This window comes from Endozoicomonas atrinae (assembly GCF_001647025.1).
Taxonomy (GTDB): domain Bacteria; phylum Pseudomonadota; class Gammaproteobacteria; order Pseudomonadales; family Endozoicomonadaceae; genus Endozoicomonas; species Endozoicomonas atrinae.
Window position 1 is genome coordinate 1 of the sequence record NZ_LUKQ02000067.1, and the last position, 20,391, is coordinate 20,391.

General features: G+C 46.8%; 18 protein-coding genes. 7 read left to right on the top strand and 11 right to left on the bottom strand.

The window, feature by feature from the left end; all coding sequences use genetic code 11:
- The first annotated feature begins 1,263 nt into the window (after nucleotides 1–1,263).
- On the top strand, nucleotides 1,264–2,187 hold the full coding sequence (locus tag AK963_RS31965) for a hypothetical protein (protein ID WP_139117361.1): 924 nt from the start codon (nucleotides 1,264–1,266) through the stop codon (nucleotides 2,185–2,187).
- 190 nt (nucleotides 2,188–2,377) lie between these two features.
- Here the strand turns inward: AK963_RS31965 and AK963_RS11475 are convergent, their stop codons facing one another.
- Both AK963_RS11475 and rluB read right to left on the bottom strand, forming a co-directional pair.
- Complete coding sequence (locus AK963_RS11475) at nucleotides 2,378–2,671, bottom strand: YebG family protein (RefSeq protein WP_066015592.1); 294 nt, start codon at nucleotides 2,669–2,671, stop codon at nucleotides 2,378–2,380.
- 122 nt (nucleotides 2,672–2,793) lie between these two features.
- Nucleotides 2,794–3,675, bottom strand: coding sequence for a 23S rRNA pseudouridine(2605) synthase RluB (rluB, locus tag AK963_RS11480; RefSeq protein ID WP_066015593.1), 882 nt, complete (start codon nucleotides 3,673–3,675; stop codon nucleotides 2,794–2,796).
- A 513-nt stretch (nucleotides 3,676–4,188) separates the two neighbouring features.
- Between rluB and AK963_RS11485 the strand changes: the two genes are divergently transcribed.
- Complete coding sequence (locus tag AK963_RS11485; protein WP_066015594.1) at nucleotides 4,189–4,416, top strand: hypothetical protein; 228 nt, start codon at nucleotides 4,189–4,191, stop codon at nucleotides 4,414–4,416.
- Nucleotides 4,417–4,697: 281 nt separating this feature from the next.
- On the opposite strand, the gene AK963_RS11490 is transcribed toward AK963_RS11485, so the two are convergent.
- Nucleotides 4,698–5,189, bottom strand: a complete 492-nt coding sequence (locus AK963_RS11490; protein ID WP_066015595.1) for a P-loop NTPase family protein — start codon at nucleotides 5,187–5,189, stop codon at nucleotides 4,698–4,700.
- A 114-nt stretch (nucleotides 5,190–5,303) separates the two neighbouring features.
- Nucleotides 5,304–6,200 (bottom strand): LysR family transcriptional regulator, encoded by an 897-nt coding sequence (locus tag AK963_RS11495; protein WP_066015596.1) that lies wholly within the window; start codon nucleotides 6,198–6,200, stop codon nucleotides 5,304–5,306.
- Between the two features lie 113 nt (nucleotides 6,201–6,313).
- Here AK963_RS11495 and AK963_RS11500 point away from each other — a divergent pair, with 113 nt between their 5' ends.
- The 4 genes from AK963_RS11500 (at nucleotide 6,314) to AK963_RS11520 (ending at nucleotide 11,099) form a co-directional block, all read left to right on the top strand.
- A complete protein-coding gene (locus tag AK963_RS11500) occupies nucleotides 6,314–7,000 on the top strand; it encodes a pirin family protein (protein WP_066015597.1) in 687 nt (228 codons plus the stop codon).
- Nucleotides 7,001–7,297: 297 nt separating this feature from the next.
- Nucleotides 7,298–8,134, top strand: coding sequence for a nitrilase-related carbon-nitrogen hydrolase (locus AK963_RS11510; protein WP_066015612.1), 837 nt, complete (start codon nucleotides 7,298–7,300; stop codon nucleotides 8,132–8,134).
- Between the two features lie 44 nt (nucleotides 8,135–8,178).
- Nucleotides 8,179–9,621 (top strand): dihydropyrimidinase, encoded by a 1,443-nt coding sequence (gene hydA / locus AK963_RS11515; RefSeq protein WP_066015599.1) that lies wholly within the window; start codon nucleotides 8,179–8,181, stop codon nucleotides 9,619–9,621.
- An 8-nt stretch (nucleotides 9,622–9,629) separates the two neighbouring features.
- Nucleotides 9,630–11,099 carry an NCS1 family nucleobase:cation symporter-1 gene (locus tag AK963_RS11520; RefSeq protein ID WP_066015613.1) on the top strand — a complete coding sequence of 490 codons (1,470 nt, stop codon included), beginning with the start codon at nucleotides 9,630–9,632 and terminating at the stop codon, nucleotides 11,097–11,099.
- A 21-nt stretch (nucleotides 11,100–11,120) separates the two neighbouring features.
- Here AK963_RS11520 and AK963_RS11525 read toward each other — a convergent pair whose 3' ends face one another.
- The 3 genes from AK963_RS11525 to AK963_RS11535 all read right to left on the bottom strand — a co-directional run bounded on the left by AK963_RS11525 (nucleotide 11,121) and on the right by AK963_RS11535 (nucleotide 14,623).
- Nucleotides 11,121–11,627, bottom strand: coding sequence for a P-loop nucleotide/nucleoside kinase family protein (locus tag AK963_RS11525; protein ID WP_066015600.1), 507 nt, complete (start codon nucleotides 11,625–11,627; stop codon nucleotides 11,121–11,123).
- A 425-nt stretch (nucleotides 11,628–12,052) separates the two neighbouring features.
- Nucleotides 12,053–13,681, bottom strand: a complete 1,629-nt coding sequence (locus AK963_RS11530) for a hypothetical protein (protein WP_066015601.1) — start codon at nucleotides 13,679–13,681, stop codon at nucleotides 12,053–12,055.
- A gap of 456 nt (nucleotides 13,682–14,137) precedes the next feature.
- Nucleotides 14,138–14,623, bottom strand: a complete 486-nt coding sequence (locus tag AK963_RS11535; protein WP_066015602.1) for an acyl-CoA thioesterase — start codon at nucleotides 14,621–14,623, stop codon at nucleotides 14,138–14,140.
- Nucleotides 14,624–14,699: 76 nt separating this feature from the next.
- On the opposite strand from AK963_RS11535, the gene AK963_RS11540 reads away from it, so the two are divergent.
- Nucleotides 14,700–15,845 carry a hypothetical protein gene (locus AK963_RS11540; protein ID WP_139117362.1) on the top strand — a complete coding sequence of 382 codons (1,146 nt, stop codon included), beginning with the start codon at nucleotides 14,700–14,702 and terminating at the stop codon, nucleotides 15,843–15,845.
- A 169-nt stretch (nucleotides 15,846–16,014) separates the two neighbouring features.
- On the opposite strand, the gene AK963_RS11545 is transcribed toward AK963_RS11540, so the two are convergent.
- The 4 genes from AK963_RS11545 to AK963_RS11560 all read right to left on the bottom strand — a co-directional run bounded on the left by AK963_RS11545 (nucleotide 16,015) and on the right by AK963_RS11560 (nucleotide 20,041).
- Nucleotides 16,015–16,776, bottom strand: coding sequence for an SDR family NAD(P)-dependent oxidoreductase (locus AK963_RS11545; protein ID WP_066015604.1), 762 nt, complete (start codon nucleotides 16,774–16,776; stop codon nucleotides 16,015–16,017).
- A 131-nt stretch (nucleotides 16,777–16,907) separates the two neighbouring features.
- Entirely contained in the window at nucleotides 16,908–17,789 is an 882-nt protein-coding gene (gene scpB / locus AK963_RS11550) for an SMC-Scp complex subunit ScpB (RefSeq protein WP_066015605.1), read from the bottom strand.
- Nucleotides 17,790–18,653, bottom strand: coding sequence for a segregation and condensation protein A (locus AK963_RS11555; protein WP_066015606.1), 864 nt, complete (start codon nucleotides 18,651–18,653; stop codon nucleotides 17,790–17,792).
- 212 nt (nucleotides 18,654–18,865) lie between these two features.
- Nucleotides 18,866–20,041: a tryptophan--tRNA ligase gene (locus tag AK963_RS11560; protein WP_066015607.1), complete on the bottom strand. Its 1,176-nt coding sequence runs from the start codon at nucleotides 20,039–20,041 to the stop codon at nucleotides 18,866–18,868.
- Nucleotides 20,042–20,391: the final 350 nt, after the last annotated feature.

Sequence of the window (20,391 nt, forward strand, 5' to 3'; positions counted from 1 at the left end):
GGAAGTGCTTTTGACAACAAGAGCACTGATCCAGAGTAAGGGGCGCTGGGAACAACTTTGGTCTGAGTTCATGACTGGAAAGGTTGAAGCTAACCTATGAGTCAGTTATCAAATTGAGAGAGCACCCACTGGGTATAAGAAATTATTGCTTTTATAAATACTGAACTGGTCAGGTGAGATAAAAATAACGATGATTAAATTTGTTTTTTTTAATTTTTCTGACGAATTAGTTATTTATGAAAATTCTGTGGTGCTGACGAATTTATTATGCGATTTATTAATTCTGTTCTATTTTGTTTGGTAGATTTTGTTTGGTAGATTTTGTTTGGTAGATTTTGTTTGGTAGATTTTGTTTGGTAGATTTTGTTTGGTAGATTTTGTTTGGGATTTATCTGAGTAGTGCACGGAGGGATTTTTTCAAAAGGTTAGAATTACAGTAAAAGCTAGAGTGATGAATTGGGTAATCTATTTTCCTTAAAACGCAAACACTATCAGTTTGATCGTTTATTTTGTTACCAGGAGCAAAATAATATGGCTTATCCGGGGATGCCTATCCCGTGCACGATGCCTAATAATGGTATGCAGCAACCTTCTTTCTCAGGTTCACACAATAAATCAGTCAGTCAGTATGATCATCGATCGTTAGCCGTAGTGGGAGCGGATAAAATTCAGGGAATGCTCCCCAGATGTCCGCTGAATTACCCGATTGATGGGGGCAGTATGCCGAGGGCAGTAGAGAAGCAGCCTGCAGCTCTCTCTATTCCGGCTGGTATTAGAACGGGGCCAGTTGGTCACTGCTACCCGAAGTTTCCTGAGGTAATATCTGGTACCTTTCCGTATCAGTTTCAGCAGCCTGTAGGTCGACCATATTCTGTCCTGGAGTCTGCTTTGGGTTATTTCCCACCACACCAGCCGTTCAATCCCCAGCAAACGGCATGGCTTGAAGGAGCTTATCAGCATTGTCGACAGATCAGTCAACTGGTACAGAGTCATGAAATAAAAAGTTCCAGTACTATCCTTGGGGTTTCCCCCCAGGCAGTAAAAGCTTACTTCGAGGCCAGGGCAAGACAGGATGCTCCAGAAGTTCGTTTTCCATATCCGACAAATCAAGCATCACAGCCTTCCAGCGCAGATAATATTGTTGAGGAGCCAACATCAGGCCGTAAAAAAAATCGAAAAAGAAAGGCTCAAGATGGGCAACTCAACACTCCGGCAAACAAAAGTTCCAGGCGCAAAGGGGTGGGTGGCGATAAGGGGCCTGCTATGCCGATGCTATCACCTAAAGTATCAGTGTCTGAAGTGATTTTACCCCAGCAAGCGCTGCACAGAGCAGCTCCAATAGCATTTTTCGACTACCATCAGCCTGCCATCACTCCAATAAGTCCACCAATTGCAGAAAATCCACACCAGAATATGGCTGGTGAAGAGGTAATGGCTGCAGAACCCATGTCATATAGTGGTGACTTTGCTTCAACAGCAGTTAATCCACAGGTAAGTGTGAACCAGGGACGTTTGGAGGGGAGGTATGAAATGCATGCAGAAGAAGCTGTAGGTGGATTTCGGCCTTTGGCAGCCAGATCATACTCATACCCTACCGGTAGCCCGGATGTGCCGAGTGTATCATTAGCTCCTGATCTGGTTGTTCCTGTTCAAGAAGCATTCTGCACGGAAAAACAACAGGGCGATCAATTACAGAAGACTTTGCATACTCACCCTTCTGGCCTTAATCGCTCTCTCTCTTTTCCGTTTGCTAGTCAGGGTCTGAATACGGATTGCGGATCATCTTCTATTAAGCAGCAAGCTGGAGACCCTGTTACAGGGAATGTGTCTAATCTTTCAGGTATGGGCAAGTACAAGCATTACTACCGGCAGAAACAGCAGAGAAATGATTTAATAAATGAATCATTAAAATCACATCAGGCCAGTGTTTCAGTTGAATTGTCCAGTGCTGATAAGCGACCATTTTCTGGTAGTGCGGATAATGAGGCTTCTCCAGTTTTGCAAATAGTAGAATCTCCAGTTCCTGTTTCTACGCCAGATCGTCCAGAGAAAATCACTTTTGAGCCCTTGTCATCTATTGATGATCCGTCACTAAGAAGTGGAGCGACTTGGGATAAGAAAGTAGAGGCAATCATAAATGCTATGGAGAGAGAGAAGGGTATGAAGGGGGCTCCGGAAAATGCATGAATATTGTCAACATCGGCTGATCAAAAGTAATCGCGCATGACGTGTTTTTGATATTAGAAAATGAGGGGTTCTGTCTGGTAATTAGTACACCTTATTTCAGTACGTCAGTGCTCTAATGGTGGACTTTAACCGGTAACCACAAAGGTCATTTCACGGTGAATGAATGGTGCCTTTGTGGCTTACATCAACATCAAGCGACTGCTTCGCGAATATCCACAGTATTGTCAGCCGGAGTTTCATCCTCCAACTTGATTTCCTGCAGGACTTCCGGCTTGCCTTTAAAGGCTTTGGCAAGAATATTCTTGTTGCGTGACATCAGCAGACCGATCTCTTCCGCCAGCTGTTCATCGATCTTGAAATTGGCTTCCAGCATGCCAGTGATGCCATCGGCCAGTTCAAGCATACGATCGTGTTCTTCTGCGGCTTTCTTGTCAGTAAACATGCTTCCGTCCCGGTCAACTCGCCACATGGGGGTAATAGACATGGGCTTCCTCCTGTATTAGGTTCTGTTAACTGTATATAAATACAGTGTTTTTGTCTAGGCAGATCCATCCACTTAGCCGAACCAGTTTAGCGTGGTCCGGCTGCTCAGGAGGTTGGCTCAGGCTAACGGGAGCGCTTTTTCGGGTGAGGGCTGAAGCCTCTGCCGCTGCCCTTCACTTTTTTGGCCTGCACTTCATTCTTCTTCAGTCGATCCTGCGGTTTTTTGTGGAAGGAAGGTGCTGGTGGCAGGTCAACCAGCGCGGCAAGCGCATCGATATCCTGTTTCTCCAGCTCCTGAAACTGGCCCTGACGCAGGTGATCAGGAATGATCATGCTGCCAAAACGAACCCGCTTTAAACGACTGACCTTCAGGTCCTGAGATTCCCAGAGACGACGAACTTCCCGGTTACGGCCTTCCAGGATACAGACGTGGAACCAGTGATTGATGCCAGTACCTCCAGAATCCACGATATCGGTAAATCGTGCCATACCGTCTTCCAGCTCAACGCCATCAAACAGATTTTTCACCTTTTGCGGGGTGATGTCGCCCATAACCCGCACTGCGTATTCACGCTCAACGGTATTGGAAGGGTGCATCAATCGGCTGGCCAGTTCGCCGTCATTGGTAAACATCAATAAGCCAGAAGTATTCAGGTCGAGGCGACCAATAGAGATCCAGCGCTCGCCTTTCAGCTTTGGCAGTTTATCAAAAACTGTAGGGCGACCTTCTTTATCAGAACGGGTGCAGATTTCGCCTTCCGGCTTGTTATAGGCAATAACCCGGCGAATACCGGCAGCATAGGCATCGAGCTTTACGGGGCGGCCATCGACGGTGACGGTATCAAAACGCGAGGCTCGGTCACCCAGAGTCGCTTTTTCGCCATTAACCGAAACCCGGCCTTCACAAATCCAGCGCTCCATCTCACGGCGCGAGCCAAGGCCAGCACCCGCCAGGATTTTTTGCAGTTTTTCACCCTGCGGAGGGAGTGTTTCTTCAGTAGTCATGTGATATTGGCGGTGTGACCGCCCAGTGTTCAATAAGAGGATGGGCAGTATAACGATAGGTCAGGGTACAGACAATCCGGTTGAGCCGCAGTGAAATGTGGTGTCTGATTTCAGCCGCATGGCTACAGGATGGTGAGGATGTGTGAAATAATCTGTGAAAAGGCTATCTCTACCCATAAAAAGGGAGTAGTATCGATTAAACAGAGTAGTGAAACTACCCATGATGATGGGAATTAAGAAATAGAAAGCAGTAGGCAATAAATCGATACCGAGTAGCATTCCTCCAAAATCTAGAAGTAGATGCTTTCCAACGACAAAACCTTGTCATGAATTCCCTCAAATACTGTTTGCAGTCACTTTTTATGCATTTGACTGCATAAAGCCAGCTGTCCGTCTTTAGAAAGTCAACAATGACGGTTTGAGTCTGACGCTGGATTTAGTACGTAAACCCGATCCTGTAAACTTTATTATCGGGTATTAAAAAATAATTGACTAAAAAGTCAGGAATAAAACATGTTTGAATCAACTATTGAGCGTCCTTGCAGCTGCTGCGGGAAGATGACACGTAACCAGGAGTTTGTGATGATTCATGCGGGCAAGTCACGCCCGGCACTGGTTGCCAAGTGCTCCAGCGAGTGTGGAAGGGATATTGGGCAGTATGAATCGCAGGAACTAAGCCCATTATTGGAGAGCCATACTGCCATAAAGAACTGGAATGTTTTTCGCAGCATCAGCGCGTAAAGAGAAATAGAAACTGGAAATAAATTAACGATAAAATGTCAATGTAAAATATCTATACGTTAACGTGTAGATGAGAACGTTTTATGAGCAGTGAGTGAGCTCACATATCAATAACGAGCGTATTGTGAGTTTAACTGTATTCACTGAACGGTGAATAAAGAGACGTTTGCTGATTGCTATCATCAAGTTGATTGAATTAACTTTTCAATTTTGTGAATGAAGATTGAGTATTGAATAAGCTGCAGTGTTTTATACTGCAGCTGGAATATTTTTTGCGTTTCTTACTCTTCCTGCCTGATATTCTCCGTATATATTTTTTTCATACCACGATAGCCATCAAATAATGTCTGATGTGAAGATCTGGAAAAGGTATCGCTGCGTTGAGGATACTGAGCGATCCAGTCAATCAGCATATTCAGGTTTACATCCTGAGCTTCTTTAGATTCGTACTTATGAGGCTCCCAGGGGCGGTTCCTGGCATTGGTAATACAGGCGTCTACTGGCAGGTCCAGAAAGATGATTTCGCTTGAAAAGGGAATTGCGAGTTCCAGCAGGTCCGAGTAGCAGCCTTCTATAACCCAGTTGGGGTTCTGGCTGATAAACGCTTCAATATCCCGCCAGGACTCTGATATCGGCTTTCTTTCAGGTGGTGACACGGCCTGCCAGGCAAGGCAATCCAGATCGAGGTGTTTCAGCCCCTCTGATTGACACAGCACTTTGGCCAGAGTGGACTTTCCTGAACCAGAGTTGCCAAAAATGGCGACTTTTTTCAATAGAAGCTCCTGTTAATTGACCAGACTCCACCCAGTGTGGCTATTGGTTTTATAACCATGGTGATATGTATAAACCTTATCAAGTTTTGAACGGTGGCGACGGCATATTGAGTCTTACAGTCGCTTATTAAACAGCTCAACCACAAAATCCAGAAATGCCTTAACCTTGGGGATTTTGACACGGTGCTGAGGATAAAGCGCAAAGATGTCTACTGGCTCTATGCCCCAATCGGGCAATACGGGGATTAACAGACCCTCGGCGATTTCCCGGGTACACATATAGGCCGGGAATATGGCGATACCCAGGCCATCCAGTACACCCTGTTTAATGATGGCAAAATCATCAGCCAGAAGCCGTGGTTGTAGAAGGAGTTGTTTTCGCTTTCTACCATTAATCAGTTCTACAGAATGATCACCATGGATACTGTCCATAACCAGCATATCGCATGAGCAAAGCTCTTCTATGGTTCTGGGCACAGGGCGGCTATTGAAATAAGCTGGGCTGGCAAAGAGCTTCCGCTGGGCCGTACCAAGGCGTCTGGCAATCAGCCGGGAGTCGTCCAGTTTCCCGACCCGAATCAGCAGATCAAAGCCTTCTTCAATCAGGTCTACCCGGCGGTTGACCAGATTCAGTTGAAATTCCAGCTCAGGGTATTGATGAAGAAACCTGGCCAACTCTGGCTGCAGGATCTGTTGACCGATGGATACTGAGGTACCGATGCGAAGACGACCATAAAAACTGTTTACGACTTCTGAAACGGCTGCTTCAGCAAGACTAATCTCCTCCTGAATTCGACTGCAGTGTATCAGGTACCTTTTTCCAGCTTCAGTCAGGTGCTGGGTTCGGGTAGTGCGCTCCAGCAGGCGTACTTCAAGCTGCTCTTCCAATCTTGATATTTTACGACTGATATTCGCCTTAGGGATGCCGGTGCGATCAGCGGCGAGGGTAAAGCTGCCAGCTTCTACTACAGCGAGAAATACCAGCATATCGTTTATATCAGTGGATTTCATACGAGCAGTTTATTGTTGTTGATCCAGCGATAATGTTATCCATTTATTAGTATTTATCAAACAATTGTGCCGGCCTATGCTGTAACCATAACAATCAAAAACAGGAGATGGGCATGTTTCAGTTGAACAGAGATAGTTTGAAGTTGGGTGGATTTGCCGGTCTGCGTGAGCATCAAATTGTCACCGACTCCCGGTTATTTGGTAGCCGTAAACCATCTGAGACTTCCGAAGGATTTGGCAGCTTTGTTTACCTTGCAGATGCACGGTTCAATCCCAGAGGAGAAACCCGAATGCATCCCCACAGTGAAATTGATGTGATCTCAGTGATGGTAGAAGGGCAGGTTACCCATGAAGGTTCCCTGGAGCATGGCAAAAGCCTCGAAGAGGGGGATGTGCAGGTTCAGCGTGCAGGTGGTGAAGGGTTTAGTCATAACGAAGTTAATCCGGATGACATCCACAACCGCATGCTGCAGCTCTGGGTTCTGCCGGAGCAACCAGGGCAGCCTGCGGGTTATAAATACTACAGCCCCGAATCAGGCAAAACCACACGTATTTATGGTGGTCGTCAAGGTGAGAGTGACACCTTCGACAGCCACACCACGATTGATATTGTGCATCTGAATGCCGGTGATACCACTGAACTTCCGAAGGAAGCATTGGTGTATGTTTTTGCTGGTGCAGGTCATGTCAGTGACTCTGATGAAAGGGTTGCTGCAAAGGATGGCGACCTTATTCGGGGTGAAAATCTCCGGGTTAACACGACTGGGAGTATCAGTCTGATTGTTGTGTCAGAGAGCTGAGAGCCTTGAAGTTAAGCAGGAATCAATTGTTATATCTTTAGCACTCATCATTCCGGGTAACTACTTGCATGTCATAGCAGATGATCTATTACTTATTGCGCGGTTATTGGCTGTACATCGTATAACGCTTGGTATGGCTGGTACCGTGCTTTCTGAGGCTTGTGGGTCGAACATATTTGACTTGTACAAGCCTCTTTTTCTCATGGGAGCAGCTTTTCAGGTGGTGTGCCGGTGAACCATGATTTGCACCCTGGCCGGGAGTTGGCAGGAACTGAAGTTCGCACCGGGCTTATTCAGATGAGCCTGAAAGCAGATGTCGATGAGCCTGTTGAACAGATCAGGGACAAAATGCTGGAGGCTCATCTTCCCCTGATACGGCAGGCTGCAGAGAAGGGGGTTCAGGTTCTCTGTTTCCAGGAAATATTTACGCTTCCCTATTTCTGCCCAAGTCAGGACAGGCGCTGGTATAAGGCTGCAGAACGCGTTCCCTGTGGGTTTACTACCCGAAAGATGCAGGAGCTGGCGGAAAAGCACCGAATGGTCATCATTGCTCCAGTCTATGAGCAGACGATGGCAGGGGTTTATTACAACACCGCTGTCGTTATTGATGCGGATGGCAGTTATCTGGGCAAATACCGTAAGACTCATATTCCCCAGGTAGCGGGCTTCTGGGAGAAGTTTTTCTTCAAGCCGGGGGCATCGGACTGGCCGGTGTTCCAGACCCGATATGCCAAAGTCGGTGTTTATATCTGTTATGACCGGCACTTTCCCGAAGGCTGGCGGGCATTGGCCCTGAACGGTGCTGAAATCATCTTTAACCCTTCTGCCACCGTGGCAGGTCTGTCTCAATATCTCTGGGAGCTGGAACAACCCGCCAGTGCTGCGGCAAATGGGGTGTGGATCGCAGCCGTCAATCGGGTAGGCGTAGAAGCACCGTGGAATATAGGAACATTCTATGGGTCTTCTTATTTCGTGAATCCCTGGGGTCAGATTGCTGCTCGTGCCAGTGAAGACCTTGATGAGTTACTGGTACATGACTTGGATTTGTCATTGATTCCAGAGGCAAGAGACAGCTGGCAGTTCTTCCGTGATCGTCGCCCAGAACAATACGGCAGGCTTACACAGTGCGAATAGATGTCGGGCGGACATAACCTTAGTTATTCTGTTGGAGGCATGTGATGGGGCTGCTGATCAAAGGCGGCAAGGTAGTGCATCATGATCGAAGTGAAATGGCTGACGTCTATTGTGCTAACGGTACTATTCAATGTATTGGACTGAATCTGGATGTTCCTGCAGATACGGAAATGGTTGATGCTCATGGTTGTCTGGTGATGCCCGGAGGTATTGATCCCCACACCCATATGCAGTTGCCATTTATGGGAACTGTAGTGAGTGATGACTTCTATACGGGGACCCGTGCAGCCCTGGCGGGTGGCACCACCATGATTATCGATTTTGTTATTCCAGCCCCTCAGCAGAGGCTGATGGATGCGTTTTCAATCTGGCGAGAATGGGCACAAAAAGCGGCTTCGGATTACGCCTTTCATGTGGCCATCACCTGGTGGGACAAAAGCGTTTATGATGATATGGGCACCCTGGTAAACGACGAGGGTATCAACAGCTTCAAGCATTTCATGGCCTATAAAAACTCGATTATGGCCACTGACGATATCCTGGTTGGCAGTTTTAACCGCTGTCGTGAACTGGGCGCTATTCCTACTGTTCATGCTGAAAACGGTGAACTGGTTTTTTATCTGCAACAGGAACTGCTGGCAAAAGGCATTACCGGCCCGGAAGCACATCCTCTGTCACGCCCACCGCTGGTAGAAGGTGAAGCCGCAAACCGGGCCATTCATATTGCTGGCACACTGGGCTCTCCTATCTATATTGTTCATGTCTCCACGCAGGATGCGGTAGATGCCATTGCTTATGCCCGGGCCCATGGGCAGGAGGTCTTTGGGGAAGTACTGGCTGGTCACCTGCTGATTGATGATTCGGTGTATCAGCATAACGACTGGTCATTTGCAGCGGCGCATGTGATGAGCCCTCCTTTCAGGCCAAAGGAGCATCAGAAGGTGCTCTGGGATGCGCTGAAAAGTGGCACTCTGCAGACCACAGCGACGGATCACTGCAGCTTCTGTGCGGAGCAGAAAGCCATGGGGAGAGAAGACTTCACCAAGATTCCGAATGGCACTGCCGGCGTGGAAGACAGAATGGCGGTAATCTGGGACAGGGGAGTGAACGGTGGTCAGCTGTCTGTGAATGACTTTGTTGCCGTGACGTCGACCCATGCTGCACAGATTTTTAATATCTATCCCCGTAAAGGCTCAATTTCAAAGGGTGCGGATGCGGATATTGTCATCTGGGACCCGGAAGCCACAAAAACCATTTCCGCCAGTACGCACCATCAGAATGTGGACTTCAATATTTATGAGGGAATGCAGGTACGCGGGTTACCCATAAAAACCATCAGTCAGGGCGAGATGGTCTGGAATGAAGGTGAACTTGATACGCCCAGAGGGCGAGGGCGTTTTATCCGAAGACCCCCATACCCTCCTGTCTATGAAACGCTGACCAGGCGCAACCGGCTGTCTAAGCCAGAATCCATAAAGCGGGATTAATGTCTAAGATGTCTAATCATTCGCAGGTCGTTGATGGTAGTTTGCATGAAATGGACATTGATAACCGTCTAAAGGGAAGTCGGTTGTTTAACAACAATATTGCCCCTACCCGGATAAAAGAGAGGAACTGGACATCGGGTGATATTGCTGCACTGTGGGTTGGTATGGCGATATGTGTGCCCACGTATACCCTTGGTGGGGTTCTGACGGCATATTTCGGCCTGTCCGTTATTGAAGCGTTGGTCACTATTCTGTTGGCGAATACCGTAGTTCTGATTCCGCTCTGCCTGAACGCATTCCCGGGCACCAAATATGGAATCCCTTTTCCAGTTGTTCTCCGTTCAAGCTTCGGCACCATTGGCTCGAATCTACCCTGCATGATCCGGGCAATGGTTGCCTGCGGCTGGTTTGGGATACAGACCCTGTTTGGTGGGATTGCTGTGCACTTGTTGCTTTCTTCATTTTCCAGCGATTGGGCCAGCCTGGGCGAAACGGGCGAAGTTATTGGCTTTTTTATTTTTATGATACTGAACTTGGTGGTGGTTATCCGGGGAGCCGACTCAATAAAAAAAATGGAAGCGTTTTCTGCGCCACTATTGCTGCTGGTGTCAGTAGGGTTAATGACCTGGGTTATGCCGAGGGTGGATATTGTTGCCTTGTTGAATGAGCCAGCAAACCGTCCTGTGGATAATTCATTGTGGAGCTATTTTTTTGGCGGGCTTACGGCGATGGTGGGGTTCTGGGCGACCCTGTCGTTGAATATTCCTGATTTCAGTCGTTATGCCCGTTCGCAGAGGGATCAGATTAAAGGGCAGATATTAGGTCTGCCCCTGACCATGTTCTTTTTTGCCGCCCTGGGGGTGGTAATGACTGCAGCCACCCCTTCGCTGTTTGGTCATACCATCTCTGATCCTGTGCATCTTATCGGGATGGTAGATAACACCATCTGGAAGGCTGTGGCGATGGTTTTAATCATTCTCGCAACATTGTCCACCAATACCGCAGCCAATATCGTTTCTCCTACCAATGACTTTCAAAACCTGTCACCCAGGCATATTAATCATACTCGTGGCGTTATTCTGACCGGTTTGATTGGCCTGTTGCTGATGGGGTTTGAACTGCTAAAAAAGGTTGGGTTTCTGGATTCGAATATTTCAATTGAAGCGATGTACAGTGGCTGGCTGCTGACTTATTCCAGCCTGCTTGGGCCTATTGCTGGGATTATGGTGGTGGACTATTTCTTCGTAAGACGACAAAAACTTAGCGTTAAGGATCTTTACTTGTTGGATGGGGTTTATCCAAAAGTGAATGTGACAGGTATGGCCGCTTTTCTGATTCCCGGCAGTTTAAGTGTATTTGCCATGATGACCGGATCATTGGCGTGGTTTTACCATTATGGCTGGTTCTGTGGGTCCCTGATTGGCGGTGCTTTATACGCGCTATTTAATCTCAGGCAACTTATTCGAGTGCCCACTTGAGTGAATAGCAACCAGCCTGTATTACAGGCCCAGTTTTTTAATCAGCTCTGCAAAAGACTGCTCAATGGATTTGTTGGCAGTATCAATCCGAACTACGTTACGTTCCCAGGGTTCATAGTGCCGGTTTTGTATGGCTTTCCAGTCAGGTAACTTCAGGTTATTGACTGAACAGCTGCGGGTTTTTGCCCGTTGTTGGTGCTCAACTGGATCCGAACAGTGAATCTCAATATTAATAAAGTGAGAGCCTGTTCGGATTGCAGTTTCCTGCCATTCATCCCGTGTTAATTTAATGGGGTTACAGGAGTCTGATACGACGCTGATTCCTAGTTTCAGGTTGTCCTGAATGATTCGATAGCTAAGACGATAGCCTTCACCCTCAACCTTGAGGCTGCAAAGGTCCCTGAGTCCCTGCTCTATAGTGTCAATGCGAATGTACATTGCTCTGAGGTGTTTTGAGAGTAATTGAGCTAACGTTGATTTTCCTGAAGCAGGCAGGCCAGAAAAAATATACAGTGTGGGAATACTCAAATAACCTCCATAGAGAAAACTAGAGCTAATAGTAATCAGAAGACCTGCATTTTAACTGTTCATCCTGTTATCTAGCTAAGATATGACCATGGGATACTCTAGAAGAGACGGCTTTCCAGAGTTGGTTATCTGGTTTCTGTGTACCGTAATCCTCTCATTATAATCACACAGGTATAATACCAATCGAACTTTCTAACCAAGCTATTGCGTTGGTGATCTGGACGCCAGCCCTCTGTTGGAATTCCTCAGAATACCCGAGGGTAAAAGTAGCCCATTATTACTTGTCACTTTACCTTTCCGGAACAGGTAGAGAGTCTATAAAGTCAGCAGAGTCATTGAGCTGGTTTAACGTTAACACAGTGTAAGATACGCTACTTTTTACCATGATTTCGGCTTAAACATTGAAGTGGTCAGTATCACTGGCTTTATCTAATTCTAAATATATTGCTGCCGCGCTGCTGTTGCCTGAGCTCTGAAAGTTCTATGACTTTCTGAAGAAATATTCGGGACAGTTCTTCCCGGCGAATAGTCATAGACTCTATAGCTTCACGCATTTTGGAAATTGAGCTGGCTGTAACCATCTGTGTTTGAATTTCAGCCATGAACCCCTCGGGCATCAGGAATTCCGGTGCATCACGATAGAAGGATGTTGCTCTCTTGCAAAGTGCTGGTAATTGGTGCTTTAAATAAAAGCTGGCAAGTTCATATTGAAGCTGGGCAAGATGTTCTTCACAACATTGAAGCATCTGTTTAATCTTTTCAGGATTCTGCTTTTTTGATTTTTTTATATCACTTAGCCTAACCATAGATGATTCAAGTTCGTCCATTCTAAGGCGCAGATTTTTATAATCAGTCTCGGCCTGAAGAAAGGCAAGTTCAATCATTGCCCACTCTTTCATCGGTGAAAATGCATAGCACACTTTTTCAAGCGGTTTTAAGGTAGCATGGGCAGAATTGGCTTCGCGGATTGCTCTATCGAGATGACTGCAAGCGATCAAAACAGAACGAACATCCCGTTCAACAAAACTGTCTCCAATACTGTCTTGATGCTCTGATGAGGTGCTTATATCTGAGTGTGTAGAAATGGATGAACTAGAATCTCTACGGTTGGTTTCCGTGAGAGTATCTACAAACAACTGCATGTTACGTTTGAACTCATCAGAGATAAGAATGTGGGAGTGTTGTGAGGGTTGCTGGGTAATACTCTTCAGATAGTTGATTACGGATCTTGCTGTCTGCTTAATTAATCTTGTACTTTGAACCAGGTAACGGTCCTGACTCTGTATCAGCGTATCGAGGAAAACTTCGTATTCTTCAATGAAAACGGTTTTGATTTTCTGCTTCAATTCATTGTTACGCTCCAGGTCAGATGTAGGTCCTGACCATCTGACTCTCTCCAGCAGGGCCTGTCTATAAGTTTCAGGCATTACCTGCAGTAATAACTGAGAGTCCCTGATCAATGCTGCTGATCGTATCAGCCGTTTAAATGCCTGTGCCTGTGTACGCGCATATTCTGGTGCCTGTGGTGGGTTATCTTTCACACCAGAGAGAAAATGCACGATATTTCTGGATAGCAGTGCTCCACCATCATGAGGCTCATAGATTGTAATCTGCCTGATATTATCAACAATCGTTTCGAGGTTTACTGATGATGTACTTTCGTGCTTATCTTCTTGTGTTGTAAACAGCTCAGGATAACCTGAGTGATAGAGAAAAATACCAACGCTATGATGCCTTAACTCCTCTTCACTCATGCAGGTTGTTCTTGTTTCCTGCACACTGGCTAATGGTTTGACATATTCAACAGTTGCAGGGAGAGGAGAGTGTTCCTGTGATTTTCTCGGAGTGCGAAGGGCTATATGCCGGTTTGTCAGGTCTGTAAGACAACGGCGCTTATCTGAAAAGCCTTGTTCACTCTCAATAATTGGAGGGATATTCAGTTTTCGTTTACAGCTGTGCTTGAATGAATGTGCAGTTATGTCAGATGAGTCTTCAAACGTTGAAAACTCTTGCTGAGCTAGAGGGGCTCTATGAACATTAAACATACTATCCATTTAGTTCCCTCTCTTGTTTGGTATAGATTCAGGATTCATCATGAATCAACTCTTTTTAAAAATGAAAGCTGTATATCATTCGGTTTTTTCCAAGTTGATAACAATATAGTCAGTAAAACTAACATTGTAATGGCTGGTGGGGTTAAGCAGTGCTTATCTAAAGAGTTAGTGTGATTATTGATCAATATTTATTCCATGCTTAAATAAAAAAAAGCGTCTCAATTAGCCAAAGACAGGGAGGTAGGTTGCTCACACTGTCCGGAGTGGTGACAGGTATTTAAGTACTATAGTTTGTCAATAATAAAACCAGGCCTTAACTATCGTGCTTTCTAACTCCTGTTATGAGCATGAAGATTTGAGCGCAAACACAAGGCAACGAGCATTAATGCAGGATAAGGCCCAAATCTTCAGTGCGATGAAATGTTAGAAAGCTTGATTGATATTATCCATATTGGACTACTTGATCAGCTTCACATGAGCTTCCATCTCTTCACTGATCTGCTGGCGCATGTTCATCAGCCGGATTGCGGATTCACGCAAATCGATGTCTTCTTCAGTTTGAGGAACCCACTCCTTAACTTTGCTTGGTTTACCATTTTCATCAACAGCAACCATAATCACGATACAGTGTGTCGTTAAAATATTGTTGAGGTCTTTAGGGTCACTGGCCTGAACATCAATAGCTATATGCATGGAAGAGGTTCCGGTATAAATAACCTTTCCAGTAACCTCAACCAGGTTACCGACATGAATCGGGTGAACAAATCGAATACCACCTGCATAGGCGGTAATGCAGTATTTGCCACTCCAGCCTGCGGCACAGGCATAAGCGGCGAGATCAATCCATTTCATGACCGCACCACCATGGACTTTTCCGCCAAAATTCACGTCACTGGGTTCTGCAAGGAAACGCAGGGTAACTTCACGTTTGTTCTTTTTCATTTCGGCTGCTGTCTAATCTGAATTATCAAAAGATTATTCTAATGAATAGTGAACCTATTTAGAAATTAGGCTGTCTATGGGGGGCAAATATCTATCGTTAAAAGGTTTAGTTATGAACGGGCTAAATGGAAATGTTGGAGCAGCCTCTGCTAACGGGATACAGCATAATGGCCTGGATCAGGATGATTCTGATTTGTCCGAAAGTGCGGATAATGCGGGGGGAGTATTTAGAAATAGCACTCCTGAAGACAGCGCCAATCAACAGTCTGTTGCCAATCGCTCACCCAATGTTAACATGCCAACGGCAAATTATATGAATCAGGTGGGTGCTGGCAGTGAGGCTGGTGAGCCCGCGGCCTCAGATCATGAAACTTCTGATGGCGATACTTCAGACTTATCTCCCTATAATTCCAATGCAGAGTCAGAACAGCTTGAGATTTGTGATTTGGAGCAACCTTTTGAGGGGCTTGCTGTAGATGACACGGGCTCCACTGAAGACTTTGAAGTCGTTGAGGCTTGTGTATCGGAGGAAATAGTAGAAGGTCTAACGGCAACGTTGACGCAGCTTCAGCGATCTTTTAATCGGGCTAATAGTGAGCAAGGCAGGGCAGAATGTCAGCCTGCTGCAAGAGAACTGGGGCAGGAGATCGTCAACCCTCTGGACTATACCTCTGATTATGAGCTTGTGAGATTGCATGAAATCGCTCGGAGGCTTCAAACATGGCTTGGATCTTATAAGTCAATACTCGATGAATTAGGGGTGAAGCCTTGGGGTCTCAAGATATGCTTTGTGGGTTCTGACGTCCCGGTTGACGTGCCTCCTGATCGTTATATCAATGGACTGGCAAATAGTGGTGTTATGTTTGGATTGAAGGATACTTTAGACGCGTTTACTACTTATCTACGTGACTATGGCGTTGCTTTTACAGGTCCTTATCTTCGGGCTGAAGGTGAGGATTGTGACCCCGTACTGTTCATGCGGTTTACGAGAAATAATGATATTGAACTACCAGACTTTATTCTTGCTTTAGATGGAGATCGCGCTAAAGGTCGACATTATTTCGCACAGGAACTGGATACATATTTACAACCGGTATTTCAAACGATTCGTAATACTGGTGCTTCTGCTCCTGAAGTTTCATTTGAAGTCTATATCAGAGATTTATTTGGTGAATCTTCCCTGACTGCTGGTCATCATGACTCCAAGCCTGATACTGAATGAAATTTTTGCTTAATGGAGGCTGACTTTTCAAAATGACCTCTGGAATGGACAGCAGGCCTTTGAATGTATAAGGGTGGGCAGATATAGGAGGGCTGAACTGTCTTAACAATATCAGCTAATTGATATCAAGCCGGAGTGACAAAACCCATTCTCGTGCCGAGGATGTTTCCTAACTCATCATCTTTTTTGTAATAGTTGCGACTATTGGTTTGGGCAATACCCTTGCCAGGCGAATCAACCATCTCAGGGCGAGAGGAAACAGATAATCCTGCTTTTCCTTTTCCATGGCATGGATTATATGCCTGGCGGCAGAGTATTCCGATATTTCAAAAGGCGCAGGAATACCATCATCAGAAACTCGTGTTGTGGCAACGAACCCCGGGTAGAGGGACAGGAATTTAATATTCCACTGGGCCAGTTCGATTCGGCAGGTATCCATCAACATACGACCTGCTGCTTTCGCTGCTGAGTATGGGCCCTGACGGGGAAGCCCCAGAAACCCCGCTAGTGAGTTGGTATGGGCAATCAGGCCATAGTTCTGTTTTTTCATGGCTGCTATCAACGGTAACAGGCTGTACACCAGCGTGTTGTAGTTGATCGCCATGTTATGCAGAACCTCATTAGCCGTCGTTGATGCCATATTAAAAGCGGGGCCATCACCGACATTGATGAGTGCCGCATCAATGATGCCAAATGTATCAATAGCTAATTCAACGGCACCTTCCATCTGTTGAGAACAGAGTGCGTCAGCGGCAATGGGTAAGCACCGACTGCCATTATTGATAATGTCTTCTGATAAGAAAGTCAGCAGGTTCTCCCGGCGAGCCAGTATCACAAGATTATTGTCTTGCTTGCTGAGTTGCAGGGCGACCTGACGGCCAATACCGGAAGAGGCACCAATGATTATTATTGTTTTATGGTTTAGACGCATGGATGGCAACTGATTTTATTTTGATAATACAACTCAGATAACAGGAGAGTTGATGGCCTGGACAAGACACAAAGCAATGAATTAAAGCTCTGTGTCTATTATTGCCCTTAGGCTTGCTGGCTTACGTCAAATTAATGAAAGGTTTCGTCCGGCTCTTCAGGTTGAGAAGACAGTAACTCATCAGATGGTAGCTCATCAGCAGTTTGGCTTTCTGACGGTGAGGTTAATTGATCTCCTGTTAGTTCAGCATTCTGCTCTTTCTCTTCTTCCAGTTCCAGGGCAGGTACTTTCTGTTTCTTGATCAGATCATTAAAGCCCGTAGGCAATTCGGCTTCCATGGCATCCAGTTCATCGAACAGTTCCTGGGCTGAACGTTCCTGGATAATTTCCTGATCAGCCATTTCGGGTTGCTCTAATGTGCCACCTGCTTCAGCGAGTGCTTCGGCAATTTCTGGAGGTATCTCCAGTGACTTGGCGATTTCTTCCAGATCCCGAATTTCCGATAGTGGCGGTAACTCGTTGAGGTTCTGAAGGTTGAAGTAATCCAGAAACTGCCGTGTGGTCGCAAACATAGCCGGTCTTCCGGGTACATCCCGGTGACCAACGACCCGGACCCACTCACGTTCCTGCAGGGTGCGGATGATATTACTGCTGACGCTGACGCCTCGAATATCTTCAATTTCCCCACGGGTTATGGGTTGGCGGTAGGCAATCAGGGCCAGGGTTTCCAGAAGAGCACGGGTATAGCGCTGTGGCTTTTCATCCCAGAGCCCGCCAATCCAGGGTGCCATTTGCTGGCGTACCTGAAAGCGAAAGCCGGAAGCGACCTGTTTCAGTTCAAAGGCCCGACCCTCACAGGCTTCGGATACCTTAACCAGTGCTTCACGGATTTCATTACCGTCCGGTCGATCTTCTTCCGGAAAGAGTGCGGCCAGTTGTTCGATGTTCAATGGGCGGCTGCTGGCCATGATGGCCGCTTCCAGAATCAGTGAGAGTTCGGGTTTTTCGCTCATTTATTCAATCCGTGCTTTCACATGAATCGGTCCAAAGGGTTCGCTTTGCACCAGTTCGATCAGGGATTCCTTGATCAGTTCCATAATGGCCATAAAGGTGACCACCACACCCAGTCGACCTTCGCTGACCCGATAGAGCGCGACAAATGGGGTGAAGCGTTCGGGGGAGAGCATGGCAAGAACCTCACTCATCCGTTCTCGAACGGAAAGTGCTTCTTCCGCCACATGGTGGTGCTCAAACATATCCGCCCGGCGCATGACCTCACTGAGGGCAGCCAGTATGTCTTGCAGGTCAACATCCGGGTGAACCTGGACCCGCTCATAATCAGGCGCCTGTACTTTTGAAGGCCAGGTATCCCGTCCCATTCTGGGCAGCTCATCCAGATCTTCGGCGGCTTGCTTAAAGCGTTCATACTCCTGCAGTCGCCTGACCAGTTCAGCTCTGGGGTCTTCTTCCTCCTCTTCAGCCTCTGTGGTTCGTGGCAACAACATCCGGGATTTGATTTCTGCCAGCGTTGCTGCCATAACCAGATATTCTGCCGCCAGCTCAAACTGGGAACTCTCCATCAGTTTGACGTATTCCATGTACTGATGGGTGATCTGAGCCACTTGGATATCGAGGATATCCATGTTGTTACGCTTGATCAGATAGAGCAGAAGATCCAGAGGGCCTTCAAAGGCTTCCAGAAAGACTTCCAGGGCATCCGGTGGAATGTAGAGATCGTCAGGCAGCTTGGTGAATGGTTGACCCTTAACCAGTGCCAGCGATTTTTCCACTTTTTCAAGTGCAGCGGAAACGGATTCGGCTTCCGATGGGGCTGGCGTCTGTTCTGGTTGTTCGGCCACGGCTTCCGTCGTGGTCATGGGCAGTTCACCTCTTGCTGGGCCGGTGCCTCTACTGGGATACAGAGGTTGGACGGCTTATTTGCTAATCAGTTCCATCATGCCTGCTAGAGGCGGTGTCTGTCTAGAGGGGAGTTACCGTGGGAAGGGGGAGTTCTATTTAATGTCAAAGACACAGAGGCTTTGGTTCTTCTGTGTCTTTGTCTCACTGTCTCTGTTCCAGGTAATTATGATTAACGGTAGTGAAGTCCCATGGCATCACGAACTTCCTTAAGGGTGTCCTGGGCTTCATCCCGGGCTTTCTCACACCCTTCGGTAATAATGCTCTTTACCACATCCTGGTTATTTTCCAGTTCCAGGGCTTCAATTCGTATGGGTTCCAGCTCTGACTGAACTGCTTCAATTAACGGCTTTTTACAGTCCAGACAGCCAATACTGGCACTGACGCAGCCACTTTGTACCCAGTCCTGACGTTGCTGGTCAGAATAAAGTCTGTGGAATTGCCATACCGGACACTTCATGGGGTCGCCCGGGTCGTTTCGACGAATACGTGCTGGATCTGTGGGCATTTTCCGGATCTTGGCGTCCACCTCGTCAGCACTTTCTCTGAGACTGATGGTGTTGTTGTAAGACTTGGACATTTTCTGCCCATCCAGCCCGGGCATTCTGGCTTGAGGTGTCAGCAAGGCTTGTGGTTCTGGCAGAATCACCTTGCCGGTACCCTCCAGATAGCCGAAAAGACGCTCCTGGTCACCCAAGGTAATATTGTTCTGTTCTTTCAGCAGCGCCTTGGCTGTCTCCAGAGCTTCTTCATCGCCTTTTTCCAGATAGGTTTTGCGAAGCTTTCGGTATATTTCACCCTGCTTTCTGCCCATTTTCTTGATAGCCATTTCGGCATTCTGTTCAAAACCGGGCTCACGGCCATAAAGGTGGTTAAAACGACGGGCGATTTCCCGGGTAATCTCTACATGAGCCTCCTGATCAGCGCCCACAGGAACACTGCCAGCCCGATAGGCCAGAATGTCAGCACTTTGAAGGAGTGGATATCCAAGGAAACCGTAGGTTGAAAGGTCTTTCTCTTTGAGCTTTTCCTGCTGATCTTTATAAGTAGGGACCCGCTCCAGCCATGAGAGAGGGGTCATCATGGAAAGTAGCAAGTGAAGTTCGGCGTGCTCCGGTACCCGGGACTGGATAAATATGGTGGAAGATCCGGGGTTAACACCAACCGCCAGCCAGTCTGTGACCATGTCCAGCAGGTGTTGCTGAAGGTGCTGGGTATCTTCATAGTGAGTGGTCAGTGCATGCCAGTCAGCTGCAAAGAAAAAGCAATCGTATTCGTGTTGCAGTGCCAGCCAGTTTTTCAAAACACCGTGATAATGGCCAAGATGTAATCGGCCAGTGGGTCGCATACCAGATAAAACACGCGACTGAGGGTCTACAGCGCTCAAAGGGCTCTCCCAAGTTCGTCCTGAGAGGACAGGGTACGACAGTTTTAATCCAGGGGAAAGGGGTGTAAGGCAGTATTCCTTGTGTTGAAATAAGCTCTTTATTCTCGATTATTAAGATTGATTCTTCTTCCTGTCGCAAAAAGTTTGACACTCCAAAAAAACTAAGGCACTTGTTGAGAGTGTTTATTGAGCTGTCCAGCTTGATTGATACTGTTTCTTGGGTGTGCCGAATGCTAATCGTATAAATTCCTGTTAGATATCAAAAAACTAAACTCGATGATATAAGTACGGTTAGATAATGAAAGATGTGC